19 protein-coding genes and 1 tRNA gene are annotated in these 15,274 nt (G+C 66.7%); 5 read left to right on the top strand and 15 right to left on the bottom strand.

All coding sequences use genetic code 11. From position 1 onward, the window contains the following. Positions 1 to 85 precede the first annotated feature (85 nt). From AC07NK_RS08120 to AC07NK_RS08085, 8 genes are all read right to left on the bottom strand, one after another. Positions 86 to 1,702 carry a TonB-dependent siderophore receptor gene (locus AC07NK_RS08120; RefSeq protein ID WP_495170076.1) on the bottom strand — a complete coding sequence of 539 codons (1,617 nt, stop codon included), beginning with the start codon at positions 1,700 to 1,702 and terminating at the stop codon, positions 86 to 88. A gap of 54 nt (positions 1,703 to 1,756) precedes the next feature. Continuing rightward, positions 1,757 to 2,398, bottom strand: a complete 642-nt coding sequence (locus tag AC07NK_RS08115; RefSeq protein ID WP_495170075.1) for a TonB-dependent siderophore receptor — start codon at positions 2,396 to 2,398, stop codon at positions 1,757 to 1,759. A gap of 115 nt (positions 2,399 to 2,513) precedes the next feature. Continuing rightward, the gene (rnk, locus tag AC07NK_RS08110; RefSeq protein ID WP_495170074.1) at positions 2,514 to 2,927 is read right to left on the bottom strand and encodes a nucleoside diphosphate kinase regulator; all 414 of its coding nucleotides are present in this window, start codon (positions 2,925 to 2,927) and stop codon (positions 2,514 to 2,516) included. 237 nt (positions 2,928 to 3,164) lie between these two features. Beyond that, a tRNA-Arg gene (locus AC07NK_RS08105) sits at positions 3,165 to 3,241 on the bottom strand. Between the two features lie 65 nt (positions 3,242 to 3,306). Further along, positions 3,307 to 3,747 (bottom strand): DUF1178 family protein, encoded by a 441-nt coding sequence (locus AC07NK_RS08100; protein WP_495170073.1) that lies wholly within the window; start codon positions 3,745 to 3,747, stop codon positions 3,307 to 3,309. Beyond that, positions 3,744 to 4,571 carry a carbon-nitrogen hydrolase family protein gene (locus AC07NK_RS08095; RefSeq protein WP_495170072.1) on the bottom strand — a complete coding sequence of 276 codons (828 nt, stop codon included), beginning with the start codon at positions 4,569 to 4,571 and terminating at the stop codon, positions 3,744 to 3,746. The genes AC07NK_RS08100 and AC07NK_RS08095 overlap by 4 nt, the downstream gene beginning before the upstream one ends. After that, a complete protein-coding gene (gene grxC, locus AC07NK_RS08090; protein ID WP_495170071.1) occupies positions 4,568 to 4,825 on the bottom strand; it encodes a glutaredoxin 3 in 258 nt (85 codons plus the stop codon). The genes AC07NK_RS08095 and grxC overlap by 4 nt, the downstream gene beginning before the upstream one ends. Before the next feature lie 33 nt (positions 4,826 to 4,858). Then, entirely contained in the window at positions 4,859 to 5,590 is a 732-nt protein-coding gene (locus AC07NK_RS08085) for a double zinc ribbon domain-containing protein (RefSeq protein ID WP_495170070.1), read from the bottom strand. Between the two features lie 56 nt (positions 5,591 to 5,646). Here AC07NK_RS08085 and AC07NK_RS08080 point away from each other — a divergent pair, with 56 nt between their 5' ends. Further along, on the top strand, positions 5,647 to 6,486 hold the full coding sequence (locus tag AC07NK_RS08080; RefSeq protein ID WP_495170069.1) for a methyltransferase domain-containing protein: 840 nt from the start codon (positions 5,647 to 5,649) through the stop codon (positions 6,484 to 6,486). Here AC07NK_RS08080 and AC07NK_RS08075 read toward each other — a convergent pair. After that, entirely contained in the window at positions 6,483 to 6,920 is a 438-nt protein-coding gene (locus AC07NK_RS08075; protein WP_495170068.1) for a (deoxy)nucleoside triphosphate pyrophosphohydrolase, read from the bottom strand. The genes AC07NK_RS08080 and AC07NK_RS08075 overlap by 4 nt on opposite strands. A 62-nt stretch (positions 6,921 to 6,982) precedes the next feature. On the opposite strand from AC07NK_RS08075, the gene AC07NK_RS08070 reads away from it, so the two are divergent. Further along, complete coding sequence (locus tag AC07NK_RS08070) at positions 6,983 to 7,165, top strand: Flp family type IVb pilin (RefSeq protein WP_495170067.1); 183 nt, start codon at positions 6,983 to 6,985, stop codon at positions 7,163 to 7,165. 131 nt (positions 7,166 to 7,296) lie between these two features. Next, positions 7,297 to 7,464, top strand: coding sequence for a Flp family type IVb pilin (locus AC07NK_RS08065; protein ID WP_343518863.1), 168 nt, complete (start codon positions 7,297 to 7,299; stop codon positions 7,462 to 7,464). 103 nt (positions 7,465 to 7,567) lie between these two features. On the opposite strand, the gene AC07NK_RS08060 is transcribed toward AC07NK_RS08065, so the two are convergent. From AC07NK_RS08060 to AC07NK_RS08045, 4 genes are read right to left on the bottom strand one after another with little or no spacing between them, the layout of a single operon-like run. Continuing rightward, positions 7,568 to 8,515 carry an acetyl-CoA carboxylase carboxyltransferase subunit alpha gene (locus AC07NK_RS08060; RefSeq protein ID WP_495170066.1) on the bottom strand — a complete coding sequence of 316 codons (948 nt, stop codon included), beginning with the start codon at positions 8,513 to 8,515 and terminating at the stop codon, positions 7,568 to 7,570. A gap of 9 nt (positions 8,516 to 8,524) precedes the next feature. Next, entirely contained in the window at positions 8,525 to 9,460 is a 936-nt protein-coding gene (locus AC07NK_RS08055) for a tyrosine recombinase (RefSeq protein ID WP_495170065.1), read from the bottom strand. Beyond that, positions 9,457 to 11,256, bottom strand: a complete 1,800-nt coding sequence (locus AC07NK_RS08050; RefSeq protein ID WP_495170064.1) for a hypothetical protein — start codon at positions 11,254 to 11,256, stop codon at positions 9,457 to 9,459. Before AC07NK_RS08050 ends, AC07NK_RS08055 begins: the two co-directional genes overlap by 4 nt. Beyond that, complete coding sequence (locus AC07NK_RS08045) at positions 11,237 to 11,374, bottom strand: hypothetical protein (protein WP_447723757.1); 138 nt, start codon at positions 11,372 to 11,374, stop codon at positions 11,237 to 11,239. Before AC07NK_RS08045 ends, AC07NK_RS08050 begins: the two co-directional genes overlap by 20 nt. An 81-nt stretch (positions 11,375 to 11,455) precedes the next feature. Here AC07NK_RS08045 and AC07NK_RS08040 point away from each other — a divergent pair, with 81 nt between their 5' ends. Together AC07NK_RS08040 and aroB are read left to right on the top strand one after the other, a co-directional pair. Beyond that, positions 11,456 to 11,995: a shikimate kinase gene (locus tag AC07NK_RS08040; RefSeq protein WP_495170063.1), complete on the top strand. Its 540-nt coding sequence runs from the start codon at positions 11,456 to 11,458 to the stop codon at positions 11,993 to 11,995. Next, complete coding sequence (gene aroB / locus AC07NK_RS08035; RefSeq protein WP_495170062.1) at positions 11,992 to 13,092, top strand: 3-dehydroquinate synthase; 1,101 nt, start codon at positions 11,992 to 11,994, stop codon at positions 13,090 to 13,092. The genes AC07NK_RS08040 and aroB overlap by 4 nt, the downstream gene beginning before the upstream one ends. Before the next feature lie 79 nt (positions 13,093 to 13,171). Here aroB and dnaA read toward each other — a convergent pair whose 3' ends face one another. Then, the gene (gene dnaA, locus AC07NK_RS08030) at positions 13,172 to 14,542 is read right to left on the bottom strand and encodes a chromosomal replication initiator protein DnaA (protein ID WP_495170061.1); all 1,371 of its coding nucleotides are present in this window, start codon (positions 14,540 to 14,542) and stop codon (positions 13,172 to 13,174) included. Positions 14,543 to 14,992: 450 nt separating this feature from the next. Next, positions 14,993 to 15,256 carry a 30S ribosomal protein S20 gene (gene rpsT / locus AC07NK_RS08025; protein WP_495170060.1) on the bottom strand — a complete coding sequence of 88 codons (264 nt, stop codon included), beginning with the start codon at positions 15,254 to 15,256 and terminating at the stop codon, positions 14,993 to 14,995. Positions 15,257 to 15,274: the final 18 nt, after the last annotated feature.

Below are 15,274 nucleotides of genomic sequence, written 5' to 3'. Positions count from 1 at the left end.
TTCGCCTCGGGGGCTTTTTTCATGCGCAGAGTTATCGGGCAGGTTTCGATCCTCCCCGGCGTGGGGAGAATCGAAACCCGGACCTTCACCAGTTGAAGCGAAGCGACGCCGTCACGGTGCGCCCGGCGCCGAAATAGCAGCTGTTGTTGAACGGACAGGCGCTGACATGGCGCGTGTCGAACAGGTTCGCCGCGTTCACTGCCAGATTAAAGCCGGTCAGCGCGCTGCTCGCTTCGCCAAGGTCATAGCCGATCAGCGCATCGACCAGCGTGAACGAGTCCGTCGTAAAGCGTTCGAAGATCGCGACGCCGTTGACCACCTTGTACTGGGTTGTCCCGTCCGATCCGCCAACATAGCGCACCCCGGCGCCCAGCTTCAGCCCGCCGAGCGGGCCGGTCACGCCGGCGTTGCGGCCGAAATCATAGGAAACGAAGCCCGACGCCAGCCATTCGGGCGTGCCGAGCTGGCGCGTCCCCGTAGTGGTCGGGACTGCGCCGACGGTAGCCGTCGCCGCAGTAGCCTTGGTCCCCTGCGTGATGATCGCGTCGGTGTAGCTGGCCGCCACGATCACATCGAGACCGGGAGCGACCTCGCCCCGCCCTTCCAGCTCGACACCGCGCACACGCACTTCGCCGATCTGAATCTGGGAGTTGGACGGCAGGCCGTTGGCGGGTGCACCGGGATCCGCGACCGGCACCTTGCGCCGCCGCAGATCATAGACCGACGCGGTGAAGATCGCACTGGTGCCCCGCGGCTGGAACTTCAGCCCAGCCTCATACTGGCGCCCGGTGACCGGCTCGAACGGCTCCGTCGTGGTCGGCGTCACGTAGCGTGAGCCGGTCTGCGGCTCGAACGATTCCGAGAAGCTGAAATAGGGGGAGAGCCCGAACTCGAACTCGTAGAGCGCCCCCAGCCGCGCAGTGAAGGCGTTCTGTGACAGGAAGGTCGCCGCGCCATTGCCGCCCGCCGCAACCCTCTTGTTACGCGTGGTCTGGTCGTACCAGTCGAAACGCCCGCTTGCGATCAGCTGGAGCCGTCCGATCGCGATCTGGTCCTGCAGATACACGCCGACCTGAGTCCGTTTGCCATAGGTGTTGACGTAGCCGGACGAGAGGACGGTGAGATCGAAGCTCGGCAGCGCGCCGCCATAGGCCGGCCTGAACAGGTTGAGGTTGGGAATACTGGTCAGCGGGTTCGCCGAGACGCCGGTGTTGAACTGCTGGAAATTCTCACCGGTGATCGTCTGATAGTCGACGCCAACCAGCACATTGTGCCGGAGCGGTCCGGTTGCGAACTTCGCCGCGAAGTGATTGTCGAGCGTCAGCGTATCGAAATCCTCGTCCGCACCGCCGCCGCCGCGGGTGATCGTCGAAAAGTCGCTGTTGCCCGCCGCCGTCCGCGCAAAGCCCGCCACATAAAGCTGGCGGTAGCTCAGCTGGTTGTTTTGGAAGCGGAAGTTCGAACGGAAGCTGAGGCTGTCGTTGAATTCGTGGCGGAAGAAGGCGGCGACCGCCTTTTGCTTATGGTCGTAGCGTTCATAGCCGGGATCGCCGGTGTTGATCTCGCGGCGCAGCTCGCCGAACGGATTGGGCAGCACCGAACCATAGGCCGGAACCCCCGAATAGCCGCCGCCCGAGGGCGAACGCTGATACGCCGCGAGCAGGGTCAGGCTGGTCTGCTGCGTCGGCGCGAAGGTGATCATCGGGCTGACATGATAGCGTTCGGCAAAGGTGCCGTCGGTCAGGCCGTCGCCCTTCTACCAGCCGCCGATGACACGAAACAACAGCCGCCCCTCGCCGTCGAGCGGCTGGTTGACGTCGGCAACCGCGCGCAGCGTGTCGTAATTGCCCGCCTGCAGCTCGACCCGGCCGAACGCGGTCGCTTCGGGCATCTTGCTGACGAGGTTGACAAGGCCGCCGGGGGTCGAGTTGCCATAGAGGACCGAGGCCGGCCCCTTGACGATGTCGACCCGCTCGACGCGGTTGAAGTCGATCTGCGGCGTCGAATAGGGGCCTGCGATCAGCCGCATCCCGTCCTGATATACGCCGGGCGCAAAGCCGCGCAGGACCAGCTGATCATAGCGTGTGACCATGCCGCCGCGCTGATTGGGCGAAACCCCCGCGACATAGCCGAGCGCCTGATTGATCGACTGGACGTTACGCAGCGTGAGCTCCGCGCCGTCGATCACGGTAATGCTCTGCGGCGTCTCTATCAGCGGCGTATCGGTCTTGGTGCCCGATCCGGTACCCTTGGTGTTGACGCCGGTGATCACCACCGTGTCGTTCCCGTCCTCGCCCTCATGCGCGGCGGCGAGCATCGGCGTGGCCAGCGCGCAGGCGATTAGCGCGGATCGCGACAGGCCATCGAGCAACTTCCCGGAACGACGAACGACCTGCATCTTGCACACCTGCTAATGATAACGATTATCACGAGCTGTTAGAAGCATGGGTTGTTTGTTGCAAGCGCGAAGGGACGGCTCCGGCACGGCGTCGCGTGCCGGAGCCGTTGCCGGTTCAGGCTGCAGAGGGCTGACCGACGCGCACGATCATGAGGTTGCGCTCGCGGCCATCGCGGTCGGGCCACAAGATTTGCTGCCCCTCGCTCAGCCCGATCAGCCCGGCCCCGATCGGGGTGAGGATCGAGATGCGGCCTGCGGCGATATCCGCATCCTGTGGCCAGGCGAGCGTCACGGTGCGGGTCACCCCGCTCGCTTCGTCGCGGAACTCGACCTGCGTCCCCATCGTCACGACATCCGCAGGAATGCTGGCCGCACGGTGCAGCTTTGCGCGCGTGGTCTCACGCAGCAGCAAGTCGCTGACCTGTGGCATCGCAGTCTCGATGCTCAGCGCCAGCTCCGAAAGCCGCTCGGCTTCGGTATCGATCATATGGATTTGCGGCCGCGTCCGGGCCGTGCGCGTCGCGCTCATTGTCATTTCTCCTGAAGACGGAACACGCCCCTCCGGTTGGAAGAGCGCTTCGGATCACCGACCCTTGCCCCGAACTCCTCGGGACGTGCCGCTGGAGAGCCCGGGGCTAGATGCCTGCCAGGAGTTGTCCCGCATGGGTGCGGTATCGCCGCCGATGTTCGGAACATGACATGACACGGAGATGTGCGTCCGCGCCTGCGAAGTCAAACCGTCCGGCAGCTGGAAACAGAGAAAAAATGGTGACCCCGGCGCGATTCGAACGCGCGGCCCTCAGATTAGGAATCTGATGCTCTATCCTGCTGAGCTACGGAGTCACTCGACGCCCCAATAGCCAGCTTTGAAAGGCGCCGCCAACCCCTGTTTACAGGGGCAATCCGCGTCAGTTGCGCTGTTCGGGCGGCACGACCGGCAACGGAAGCGGCGCGACCGCCACCCCCTCCTCGATCAGCGCCCTGGCTTCCTCCGCACTGGCCTGGCCGTGGATCGGGGCGTGCGCCTCTTCTCCCAAATGCATCGCACGCGCCTTGTCGGCAAAAGCGACGCCGACCCATTTGGAGCCTTCGAGCATCTTCGCCTGCGCCTCGGCGAGCGCGGCCATCAGCGCCTTGGGGTCAGGCTTGCCCGCAACAGGCACCGCATCGCTGCGGCGATTGCCCTTGGCCGCGACATTGGGCGCCATCACAGCCTTGTCGATCGCGCTGTCGCCGCACATCGGACAGGCGATCAGCGCGCGGTCGCGCTGGCTTTCATAATCGGCGCTCGACCCGAACCACGCCTCGAACACATGGCCGCCGCCGCATTTGAGGTCGAAGACGATCATGCGATCACGTCCACCGGCGGGATCGCGCGGCGATGGGCGAGTGCAGGCACGCGCGAGCGCACGTCCGCGACGCGCGCAGGATCAATATCGGCAAAGCCCAGCCCGGCACCCTCGCCCATGTCGAGCAGCACTTCGCCCCAGGGATCGATCGCCAGGCTGTGGCCATAGGTGGCGCGGCCGTCTTCATGCTCGCCCGTCTGCGCCGCGGCGATCACATGCACCCCGGCCTCGATCGCCCGCGCGCGCAGCAGCACGTGCCAATGCGCCTGTCCGGTCGGGCGGGTGAAGGCCGCAGGCACCGCCAGCAACGTCGCGCCCGCGTCGGTCAACGCACGGAACAGGTCGGGGAAGCGCAGATCGTAGCAGATAGACAAGCCAAGCTTGCCCAGCGGCGTCGCAACCACCGCTGCTCCCGCGCCTGGCGCATAGGCGTCGGATTCGCGCCAGCGTTCGCCGGTCGGCAAATCGACATCGAACAGATGCAGCTTGTCGTAGCGCGCGCGGATGTCGCCGCTGCCATCGATCACGAAGCCGCGATTGACGAAACGCCCGTCCTCTTCGCCCTTCAACGCCAGCGACCCCAGATGCACCCAGATTCCGTGCTTCGCCGCCGCCTCGCGCACGGCCGCGAGCACGCGGTCCTCGCCTTCCGCGACAATGTTCGCCGCCGCACGCTCGCGCTGGCGGTCGAGCAGGCCCGACATCTCGGGTGTGAACAGCATCGCTGCACCGCCCGCGGCGGCCTGCGCGGCGCCATCGGCCAGCGTACGGGCATTGGCGAGCGGGTCGATCCCACTCGTCATCTGGAGGACCGCGGCCTTCATTGGCCGAGCAGTGCGTCCAGCCTGCCCTCGCGCTCCAGCGCGGCCAGATCGTCCGATCCGCCGATATGCGCGCCGTCGATGAAGATCTGGGGCACGGTGGTGCGGCCATTGGCGCGCTGGATCATCTCCGCGCGCTTCGGCCCGCCCATCGTCAGGTCGAATTCCTCATAATCCGCGCCCTTGCTGTCGAGCAGCGCCTTGGCCCGCGCGCAATAGCCGCAGAACGCCTTGGTATAGATTTCGATCTTTGCCATCGCCTTCCGAGGTGAGAGCGCAGGCCGCACTTGTCAATCTGCGGCATCGGGATCGAGCACGCGCGCCCAGCACAAGACCGTCACCTTCGCGGCGCCCGCGCGCTTGAGCGCATGCGCGCAGGCATCGGTGGTGGCGCCGCTGGTGTGAATGTCGTCCACCAGCACCACTGTCCTGCCCTTGAGAATTTCCCGGGCATTGTGCGTCGGGGCGAATGCCCCCGCCACCGCCTTGGTCCGCCCGCGCGCGCCAAGGCCCCGCAGAACCGGAGTCGCCTTCACCCGGCGAAGCAGATCGAGTTCGACCGGCACGCCAGAGCGCCGCGAGAGAGCGCGCGCGATCAACGCGGCCTGATTGAACCCCCGCCCCCAGATGCGCCAGCGATGGAGTGGCACCGGGACCAACAGCTCAGCGCCCTCGGGCATCAGCCGCGCCATCAACCCCGCCGCAGTGGCGGCATAGGCGGTGCGCCGCCCATATTTGAGCTTGAGCACCAGCGCGCGCGCCGCCGGGCCATAGGCGACCGCCGCGCGTACCCCGTCATGCACGGGCGGCATAGCAAGGCATTGGCCGCACTGCGCATCGGGTCCGCGATCATAGTCGAAAGGCCGGTTGCAGGTGGCGCACCAGGGCGGCGCGATCAGCGTCAGCTGCCCCCAGCAGGACGAGCAGAAGCGATGATCCGCGTCCACCACCTCGCCACAGCCCGGACAGCGTGGCGGAAGCGCCAGCGCGACGAGTTTCCGGACCGGTTCGGCGACCCCCATTTGCGTTCCCCCGCACCGGCTTGTCGCGCGCGGACGAAATCGGCACAAGCCGCCGCGTGACGACTCCGCCCGAGATCTTCGACCGCGCCCGCCGCCGCGCGCGCCGCGACCGTGCCGCCCCCCGCTTCGCCGACGCCGCCTTCATCCGCGACTGGATGGTCGAGGGGATTGGCGAGCGGCTCGATGCGGTGCGTCGCGACTTCACGGATGTGCTCGACCTCGGCTGTTTCGACGGCAGCTTCACGCCGCCGCCTGGCACCCGCGTGACTCGAGTCGACGCCGGCGCACGCTTCGCTGCAATGGCGGGCGGGGTGCAAGGCGAGGAGGATCAGCCGCTCTTTCCCGACGCCAGCTTCGATCTCGTCATCGCTGCAGGCAGTCTCGACACGGTCAACGACCTGCCCGGTGCGCTGACACTGATCCGCCGTGCCCTGCGCCCCGACGGATTGTTCCTCGGCGCGTTTCTGGGCGGGGGCACCCTTTCGACGCTGCGCTCGGTGCTGCTCGAAGCGGAGGCAGAGCGGCCCGCAGCTCGGGTGCATCCGCAGGTCGATGTGCGGGCGGCGGGCGATCTGCTCGTTCGGGCAGGGTTCGCTCTGCCTGTCGCGGATGTCGAGGACCTCAAGGTCCGCTATGCCAGCCTGTTCGATCTGGTGCGCGATCTGCGCGGCATGGCGGCGACCAGCCTGTTGCCGTCTTCGCCGCCGCTGAGCCGCGCAACGGTCGCCCGCGCCGCCGCCGGATTCGCGGCGCGCGCCGATGCGGAGGGGCGCACCACCGAACGGTTCGACACGATCTTCCTGACCGGCTGGGCGCCCGACCCCTCGCAGCCCAAACCGGCGCGCCGGGGTTCGGCGACCGCCTCGCTCGCCGCCGCGCTCAAACCGGGCGGCTAGATCAAGGCTTCGAGCAGGCCGATCAAGGGCTTGTCCGCAGGCGGCATCTCAAGCCGGTGGAGCTCGAGCGGGCGCACCCATTTAAGCGCGGTCGCGTGATGTGCTTGCGGTACCCCGCTCCACTTGCGCAGCGCGTAGAGGAGCAACAGCAGATGCCGGTCACCCAGCGACTCGCTGGCGAAACATGCCGGGGCAAGGCACGCGCTTTCGACGCCAATGCCCAATTCCTCTTCCAGCTCGCGGCACAGCGCCGCCTCGGGCAGCTCGCCGGGATCGACCTTGCCGCCCGGAAACTCCCACAGTCCCGCCATCGGCTTGCCCGGCGGACGCTGCTGCACCAGCACCCGGCCGTCGCCATCCACCAGCGCTGCGGCGACTACCATCAGCATTTTGCCACCGGATTTCTCAGTATCGGAGCCACTCGTCTTCAGCATCGACATTTCATTAATCTTGTTTCCCTAGTTTCCGGTAATCTGAACTCGACAAGGCTGCATGGATGCAAGTGCCGACAACACTTACCACCCGCTTATTGCGCTGCCGCCGCGGCGCAACAGCAGTCGAATACGGCCTGATCCTTGCGCTCGTCGTGCTCGCGATGATGTCTGCACTGATCGGACTCGCCGACACGACAACCGGCATGTGGACCAACGTCAGTACCGCAGTGCAGGAAGCGCACTGATTTCTCGTTCGCGACTCGGTGCGTCTAAGGCCTTTGTTAACTTCCACCCCGTAATTTCCGTCCTTGCTGGACACGGGTCTTACCCGCGGACAGCCGGGTAACTGAAGCTTGTGAACAGGATGGAGACCGGTATGAAGACGATCCGCAAGATTTTTGGCAACAAGAAGGGCGCCACCGCAATCGAGTACGGCCTGATCGCCGCTCTGATCGCCGTCGCCGCGATTGCCGCAATGCAGGGCCTGGGCAACCAGCTCAAGACCACCTTCGGTAACGTTTCGTCGAACATGAAGGCGTCGTAAGACCCTTCGTTCACGAACGACAGAATTGGGCGGCGAACCATCGGTTCGCCGCCCTTTTCTTTTGTCCGTCAGAAGTGGCGCCCGCGCGGGCATTCGCCAAACCTCAGGCCCGGCCCATCGCCAGGAACTTGGCGCGGCGGCCCTGACGCAGCGTCACGGCATCCTGCCCCGCCAGTTCGCCCAGCGCCGATTCGATCGCATCGCCCAGCGAATCGATCGCGACATCGTGGTCGCGATGCGCGCCGCCCAGCGGCTCCGGCACGATCGTGTCGATCACACCCAGCTCCTTCAGGTGCTGCGCGGTAATCTTCATCGCCTCGGCGGCGTCGGCGGCCTTGTCGGCGGTGCGCCACAGGATCGAGGCGCAGCCCTCGGGCGAGATCACCGAATAGACGGCATGTTCCATCATCAGCACACGGTTGCCCGCGGCCAGCGCCACCGCGCCGCCCGAGCCGCCCTCGCCCAGGATCGATGCGACCAGAGGCACGCCGGCGTTGAGGCAAGCCTCGGTCGAGCGGGCGATCGCCTCGGCCTGTCCGCGCTCCTCGGCCTCCATGCCGGGGAAAGCGCCTGACGTATCGACCAGCGTGATCACGGGAATCCCGAACTTGTTGGCAAGCTCGACCAGTCGGATCGCCTTGCGATAGCCCTCGGGCTTACCCATGCCGAAATTATGCTTCAGCCGGCTCGCGGTATCGTCGCCCTTTTCGTGCCCGATCACCACCACGCGCTGCCCGCGGAAACGGCCAAGACCGCCCTGGATCGCCGCGTCATCGGCAAAGGCGCGGTCGCCGCCCAGCGGCATGAAGTCGGTGATCAGCCGCGCGACATAATGTTTGAAATGCGGCCGCTCCGGATGGCGGGCGACCAGCGTCTTCTGCCAGGGGGTCAGGCGCGCATAGGCATCGCGCAGGAACTTGTCCGACTTCGCCTGAAGTTTCGCGACTTCGCTGTCGATATCGACCTCGCCGCCAGCCGCGGCATCACGTAGTTCGTCGATGCGAGCCTGAAGCTCGGCAATCGGCTTCTCGAATTCGAGGAAAGTAGCCATCGCGGCGCCCTATGCCCCCTCTTTGTCCGCGTCAACGCGCCCGATATTCCGCGGCGTGTCTGCCAGCGGGTGCCGTTCGTTGACAAGCTGCACCAATCGGCTGCTGTCGACATGGGTATAGATCTCGGTCGTGGCGATATCGGCATGGCCCAGCATCGCCTGCAACGCGCGCAAATCGGCGCCGCCTTCCAGCAGGTGCGTCGCGAAGGCGTGGCGCAGGACGTGCGGGCTGACCCGGTCGGGCGGGATGCCCGCTTCCGCCGCGATGGCGCGGATCATCTGGTAAAGCCGCACGCGGCTGAGATGCGCCTTGCCCGATGGGAAGAGCCAGGGCCGCTTCGCATCGACATGGTCACGCCACACCGCGACCGCCGCACGCGCACGATCGGACAAGGGCACCAGCCGCTCGCGCCCGCCCTTCCCCTTGAGGATCAGATAGGGTTTGTCGGGCTGCACCGCATTGCGCGGCAGCGACACCAGCTCGGTCGCGCGCAGACCTGAGCCATAGAGAAGCTCGACCAGCGCCAGCAGCCGCAAGTCGCGCGGGTCCTTTGGCTCGCGATCGATCCGGGCCGCGATCGCCGCGAACAGCCGATCGACATCGGCAGCGGAAAGCGTCTTGGGCAGCCCGCGCCCGCTGCCCGGCCGCGGCAGCGCGGCGCCGGGATCGTCGGCGCGCAACCCTTCGTCGGCAAGAAACGCGAAGAAACGGCGCAACGCCGCCGATTTGCGCGCGACGGTGGCGCGCGACAAGTCACGCCATTCGTGCGCGAGCTTCTCGATCCCGCCGCGGTCCGCACCCGCCAGCCCGCCCGCCAGCGCGGTCGAAGCAAGCCGCAGGTCGGTCCCATAGGCCGCGAGGGTGTTGGCGGAAGCCCCCGCCTCCGCCGCCATCATCTCGAGGAAGCGCTCGATCAGCGCGCGGTCTTCGCCCGCGCTGCTCAAGTCCGCGTGATCGCCTCGACGGCGATCATCCGCGCATAGCCGCCAAGCCCCACGCGGCTGAGCGCGCGGGTGATATGGTAGAGCGCCTCAGGCGAAACCCCGGCCCAGATTCGCGTCTGCATTCCCGTCGCGGCGAGCAGCACCACCGTTCCCGGCTCGCCGCGCTCTGCGGCCTCACCGATCGCGCGAGACCAGCCATTCGCCGCCTCGAAATTCACGTTCGCGCTGCGCATCAGCTGCGCGCCATCGCCGTCAGAGACCCGGCCGGTGCCCGCCATCGCCGCGGCATAGAGCGCCGCATTGTCGCCGCGATACGCCCCGGCATCGCCCGCCGAAACCGGACGGCCCGAGGGATCGGCGAGCAGCAGCAACGCCGCCCCCTCGCTCCCGCGCTCAGCGACACCGCGCCAGCGCATCGCTGCACGATCCAGCCCCGTGCTCAGCATCGATGCGATCAGCCGGTCGGCGTCGGCACGCAGCGCCGCGTCGGGCTTGAGCCGTGCCGCCGCGCGCGCGGTCAGAATCAGGCGGCCGTAGCGCGCGCCGGCATTCTGCGGTTCGTCCCACAACGCGCGCATCCGCTCGACGCGCTCGGCCGGGGTTGCCGCGGTGAAGGCGGCACGCAGGTCGCGCGCGACGGCAACTTCGGTCGTGGTCGCGTCTTCCTGTTCCTCGATCTCGCCATAGAGATCGGTCAGCGCCTGGCTCGAGAACACACCCTGGCCCGCCGCGGCCTCCGCCGCCGCAACCCGGTCGCGCCATCCCAGCATCGGCGCGGTTGCGCGCCAGTAATTCACCTGCGGCCCGACCGAGGCGTAGAGTTCGGCAGGGACATCGGTCGCCGAAGCCACGGCGAGGCCCCAGCGCCATGCACTCAGCTGGTCGACCGTATTCCATTCGATCGTCACCGCACGGCGCCCTGACACACCCATGCCGACCACTTTCTCGGCGAGCAGCAGGTCGATCGAATTGCTCATCCGGCGGCGCGCGGCGTCGATCAGCGGGCCGGCCTTGTTGGGATCGCCCTCAAGCCCGGCGCACATCGCCTCGGCGAAGCGCCAGTTGCGGTCGGGCGCGGTGCGCAACGCAGGCGCCACCATCGGGCACATGCCGCCCGGATCGGCGGTGGCGAGCATCGCCTGCATTCCCACCTGGAACAATTTGGGCGTGTAGTTCGCGATATCGACCGACTGCACCATCGCGCGCGCGGCATCGGCCTCGCCCATCCGGACGAGCAGCCAGGCGCGCTCGGCGGCGAAGTCCGCGCCATTGAGGCCCGCTGGCGTATCGACGCGCGACAGCAGCGCGCGGCGCAGCGCGATCGACAGCCAGCGCGAGGCGACCGGCGCATCGAGCCGCCGCATCAGCACCTGCAGGAAGCCGCCATCGGCGCTGCCAAAGGCATTGGCAGGCAAGCCGTCGCTCGCGGGGGAGGACGGTCCGACCTGTGCCAGCGAACGCCGGGCAAAATCGGGAAGCTCGTAGCGCGCGGCCACCGCATAATCGACCTCGCCCGGTACCCCGGTCGGGGTCGCGCCGGGCGTGGGCAGCGGCAGCGGCGCGCCGGGAACCAGCGCACCAGGCAGCGGACTTGCGACGGTCGCGGGCGTAGCGGCCGGACGCTGCGTCGCCGGCTGCGCCGGCGCGGGGGCCGGAGCGGGCGCAGGCGCGGGATCGTTGAAGCCGGGCGGCAACAGCGATTCGGGACGATCCTGGCCCAGCGCCGGGATCACCGCACCCGCCGCCAGCGCCGCCGCCAGCGCGGTCAGTCCGGCGCTAGTTGGCGAGATTTTCAAGCGGCACGACCTTTTCGACGGCCACCGGCTGCTTCTCGGTGTTGCGCCCGGCGAGCAAGAAAAGGCCGCCGATCAACAAGATGGCAACCACGACAAGGATAATAAGCGAACGGGACATCGACCCCCTCAAACCGGATATCAATACAGGCGTACAGGCCTTTTGCCCGAGCGCGGACCTCGCTGTATAGCCCCCGCGACCATGCTGCAAACCCACCCCGCCGATCCGTATGTGCCGACACGCCCGATCGTGCTGATCGGGCTGATGGGCGTGGGCAAGACCACCATCGGCCGGCGCCTCGCGCAGCGGCTCCATCTCCCCTTTGTCGATGCGGATGTGGAGATCGAATCGGCTGCCGGCATGACCATCGCCGAAATCTTCGAACGCTTCGGCGAGGCGCATTTTCGCGACGGCGAACGGCGCGTGATCGCGCGGCTGGTGGACGGCACCCCCAAAGTGATCGCAACCGGCGGCGGCGCCTTCCTCAACGAAGAAACCCGCGCGCTGATCCTTGACCAGTCGATCACGATCTGGCTGGACGCGCCGCCGCATGTGCTGGCCGAGCGGGTCGCCAAGCGCGACCACCGCCCGCTACTCCGTGGAAAGGATCCATTGAAGGTGCTCACCGAACTCGCTGCCGTTCGCAACCCGGTCTATGCGCTCGCGCCGTTCCATGTGGTGAGCAAGGTTGCACCGCACGACGCAACGGTCTCTGCAATCCTTGAGGCGCTCGCACAATGAAGGTCGTCCCCGTCGCGCTCGGCGCGCGCAGCTACGAAGTCCGGATCGGGAGCGGGTTGCTCAACCGCGCCGCCGAACATCTCGCCCCCTTTGCGCGCAAGCGGCCCTTCGTGATCGTCACCGACGCGAATGTCGCGCCCCATGGCGAGCGGCTCGCCGCCACACTCTCCGCGGCGGGGCTGGCGAGCGAGACGATCATTCTGCCCCCGGGCGAAGGCACCAAGAGCTGGAACCAGCTCGAATCGCTGCTCGACCGGCTGCTCGATCTCGGCATCGAGCGCGGCGACCATGTCATTGCCCTTGGCGGCGGCGTGATCGGCGATCTCGTCGGCTTCGCCAGCGCGATCCTCAAGCGCGGTTGCAACTTCGTGCAGATCCCGACGACCTTGCTGGCACAGGTCGACAGCTCGGTCGGCGGCAAGACCGCGATCAACAGCCGCGCGGGCAAGAACCTCGTCGGCGCGTTCCACCAGCCCTCGGTCGTGCTGATCGACCCCGATTTGCTCGACACGCTGCCGATCCGCGAACAGCGCGCCGGCTATGCCGAGGTGGTGAAGTACGGGCTGATCGACGATTCCGACTTCTTCGCCTGGTGCGAAGGCCATGGCGGTGCGTTGCTGGCAGGCGATTCGGACGCCCGCGCCTACGCCATCGCCCATTCGGTCGGCGCCAAGGCGCGAATCGTCGCCGACGACGAGCGCGAGACCACCGGGCGGCGCGCACTCCTCAACCTCGGCCACACCTTTGGCCATGCGCTTGAGGCAGAGACGGGCTTTTCCGACAGACTGCTCCATGGCGAGGGTGTTGCAGCGGGCATGGCGCTCGCCTTCGCCTTCTCCGCGCGACAGGGCCTGTGCCCGGCAGCGGACGCGGAGCGGGTCGCGGCGCATCTCAAGGCCAGCGGGCTGCCGCACGACCTTGCCAGCGCAGGGATCACCGCCACCGGCGCGCGGCTGGTCGACCATATGCTCCACGACAAGAAGATGGACGCGGGCACCCTGCCCTTTCTCCTCGCGCGCGGGATCGGCGCGACCTATCTCGACAAGCAGGTCGACCTGACCGAAGTCGCCGCGTTCCTCGACGAACTGCCGCGCTAGAAACAGCTGGGGGCGGAAAGTCCATGACCTTCCGCCCCCGCCCCCATTCCGCTCTGCGGAATCCAGTTGAGTTGAAACCCTAGGCTTCGAGCTGCCGCATCAGGTTGCGGACGGCGGTGTCGATCTCGCTGTCGGTGCCGCGCAGTTCCTCGATGCGGCGTACGGCGTGGATCACGGTGGAGTGATCGCGATTGCCGAACTTGCGGCCGATCTCAGGCAGCGAGCGCGTGGTGAGGCGCTTGGCGAGGTACATCGCAATCTGGCGCGGGCGCGCGATCGCGACCGCACGGCGCTGCGACACCAGATCGAGCTGCTTGACGTCGAAGTGCGAGGACACCGCCTTCTGGATCTCGTCGATCGTGATGCGGCGCTGGCTGCCGCGCAGCGCTTCGCCGAGCACGCTCTCGGCGAACTCGATGCTCACAACCTCGTCGTTGAGCTGCGCATAGGCGACGAGGCGATTGAGCGCGCCTTCCAGTTCGCGGACGCTGCTGCTGATCCGGGCGGCGAGCAGGTCGAGCACTTCGGACGGCACCTGCGCTCCGGGCATATCCTCGAGCTTGCGGCCAAGGATTGCGCGGCGCAGGCCGAGCTCGGCGGGCTTGATGTCGGCGGCAAGGCCCGCGCCGAGACGCGAGGCGAGGCGCGCTTCGATCCCTTCGAGCGCCAGCGGGCTGCGATCGGCGGCGATGACGAGACGCTTCCCCTCGCGCATGAACTCATCGACGGTGTGGAAGAATTCCTCCTGCGTCGATTCCTTGCCCGCAATGAACTGAAGGTCGTCGATCATCAGCAGATCGACGCCGCGCAGCCGCGCCTTGAACGAGAAGGTGTCGCGCTCGCGTACCGCGCGGACGAATTCGAACATGAACCGCTCGGCGGGCATGTAGATCGCGCTCGCATCCGGGCACGCCTCAAGAAAGGCATGACCGATCGCGTGCATCAGATGCGTCTTGCCCTGACCAGTCGAGCTGTGGAGGTAAAGCGGGCTGAAGCGCGGCTTGCCCGGCTCGGCCAGCGCCTTTGCGGCGTTGAACGCGACGCGGTTCGACGTGTCGACGACGAATCGCTCGAAGGTGAAGCGCGAATCGAAGCGCGGACGCTCAACCGATACTGCCGGCTTCGGGGCAACCGGCGTCGCGACCGCAGACGTGGCGGCGGCTTCGGGCGATTCGGCTTCGGGTGTCAGCTCACGCGATTCGCGGGCAAGCGTTTCGATTGAAACGGTGCGCACGTCGGGCAGCTGCGAGCGGAACTCCATCAGCAGCCGTTCGGCGTAATGGCTCTTCACCCAGTTGGTCACGAAGGGCGATGGCAAACCCAGGCGTACGGTGTCGGGGTCGCTACCCTCGATCAGGACGATGGGCTTCAGCCACTGGTCGAACAGCCGCTGGCCTGCGGAAAGTCGCAGATTGCCGCGCACGCGTGTCCAGGCCTTGGCTTGATCCATTCCTAACACGCCCCTTTGTTACAGGCCCGCACGGGGCAAAATAGGTCCAACGCGGAAAGCCCCCTTTCCGCACGTCGATCTTACTCAGGCAAAAGCTGCCCACAGCCGGAATCGCATCCGCACTGAGTTACGCCCTTCGCTGATTCCGCCTGCGATAAACGCCGCGGCGGAAGATCGTTTTAGGGGCCATTTTTCGAGTCGAGCAAGAGGGCTGCGTGTAAAGAATCTGAAATAAGTAGGGTTGACTCGTTCGACGCCCGGAATTCCGCGATTCAAGGTTTAAGTGACTGGAATCCCGCCCTGAATTCGTAACGTTACAATGGCGTGACGACGCGACTCGCGCGTTTCCGCCGATTCGCCGATCGCGCGATTCTCAAGCGTTTGAATACGCACGAAAAACCCCGCCGAGCTATCCCGGCGGGGCTTCTAAATCGCTGAAATCGCGTGAGTTCAGGCGAGCGCGGAGAGGCGCTTCGTCAGACGCGAAAACTTCCGCGACGCGGTGTTCTTGTGCAGCACGCCCTTGGCCACGCCACGCGCCAGTTCCGGCTGCATCGCCTTCAGCGCGGTTTCCGCTGCCGACTTGTCGCCCGAATCAAGCGCGCTCTCTGCCTTCTTGACGAAGGTACGGATACGGCTGACGCGTGCACCGTTAACTTCGGCGCGGGCGGCGTTGCGGCGGATGCGCTTCTTGGCTTGCGGCGTGTTCGCCATGAATGTTCGTTCCTGTTT

The sequence above is a fragment of the Sphingomonas sp. GW821-FHT09B04 genome (assembly GCF_059418285.1).
Note: the sequence above shows the minus strand (reverse complement) of the source record. Positions and strands in the feature narration are given on the sequence as shown.

Excerpts from the sequence above, each read along its gene's own strand:
- AC07NK_RS08120 (WP_495170076.1), bottom strand. The coding sequence starts at position 1,702 with ATGATCACCTTCGCGCCGACGCAGCAGACCAGCCTGACCCTGCTCGCG.
- AC07NK_RS08115 (WP_495170075.1), bottom strand. The coding sequence starts at position 2,398 with ATGCAGGTCGTTCGTCGTTCCGGGAAGTTGCTCGATGGCCTGTCGCGA.
- rnk (WP_495170074.1), bottom strand. The coding sequence starts at position 2,927 with ATGAGCGCGACGCGCACGGCCCGGACGCGGCCGCAAATCCATATGATC.
- AC07NK_RS08100 (WP_495170073.1), bottom strand. The coding sequence starts at position 3,747 with ATGATCGTCTTCGACCTCAAATGCGGCGGCGGCCATGTGTTCGAGGCG.
- AC07NK_RS08095 (WP_495170072.1), bottom strand. The coding sequence starts at position 4,571 with ATGAAGGCCGCGGTCCTCCAGATGACGAGTGGGATCGACCCGCTCGCC.
- grxC (WP_495170071.1), bottom strand. The coding sequence starts at position 4,825 with ATGGCAAAGATCGAAATCTATACCAAGGCGTTCTGCGGCTATTGCGCG.
- AC07NK_RS08085 (WP_495170070.1), bottom strand. The coding sequence starts at position 5,590 with ATGGGGGTCGCCGAACCGGTCCGGAAACTCGTCGCGCTGGCGCTTCCG.
- AC07NK_RS08075 (WP_495170068.1), bottom strand. The coding sequence starts at position 6,920 with ATGCTGAAGACGAGTGGCTCCGATACTGAGAAATCCGGTGGCAAAATG.
- AC07NK_RS08070 (WP_495170067.1), top strand. The coding sequence starts at position 6,983 with ATGCAAGTGCCGACAACACTTACCACCCGCTTATTGCGCTGCCGCCGC.
- AC07NK_RS08065 (WP_343518863.1), top strand. The coding sequence starts at position 7,297 with ATGAAGACGATCCGCAAGATTTTTGGCAACAAGAAGGGCGCCACCGCA.
- AC07NK_RS08060 (WP_495170066.1), bottom strand. The coding sequence starts at position 8,515 with ATGGCTACTTTCCTCGAATTCGAGAAGCCGATTGCCGAGCTTCAGGCT.
- AC07NK_RS08045 (WP_447723757.1), bottom strand. The coding sequence starts at position 11,374 with ATGTCCCGTTCGCTTATTATCCTTGTCGTGGTTGCCATCTTGTTGATC.
- AC07NK_RS08040 (WP_495170063.1), top strand. The coding sequence starts at position 11,456 with ATGCTGCAAACCCACCCCGCCGATCCGTATGTGCCGACACGCCCGATC.
- aroB (WP_495170062.1), top strand. The coding sequence starts at position 11,992 with ATGAAGGTCGTCCCCGTCGCGCTCGGCGCGCGCAGCTACGAAGTCCGG.
- dnaA (WP_495170061.1), bottom strand. The coding sequence starts at position 14,542 with ATGGATCAAGCCAAGGCCTGGACACGCGTGCGCGGCAATCTGCGACTT.
- rpsT (WP_495170060.1), bottom strand. The coding sequence starts at position 15,256 with ATGGCGAACACGCCGCAAGCCAAGAAGCGCATCCGCCGCAACGCCGCC.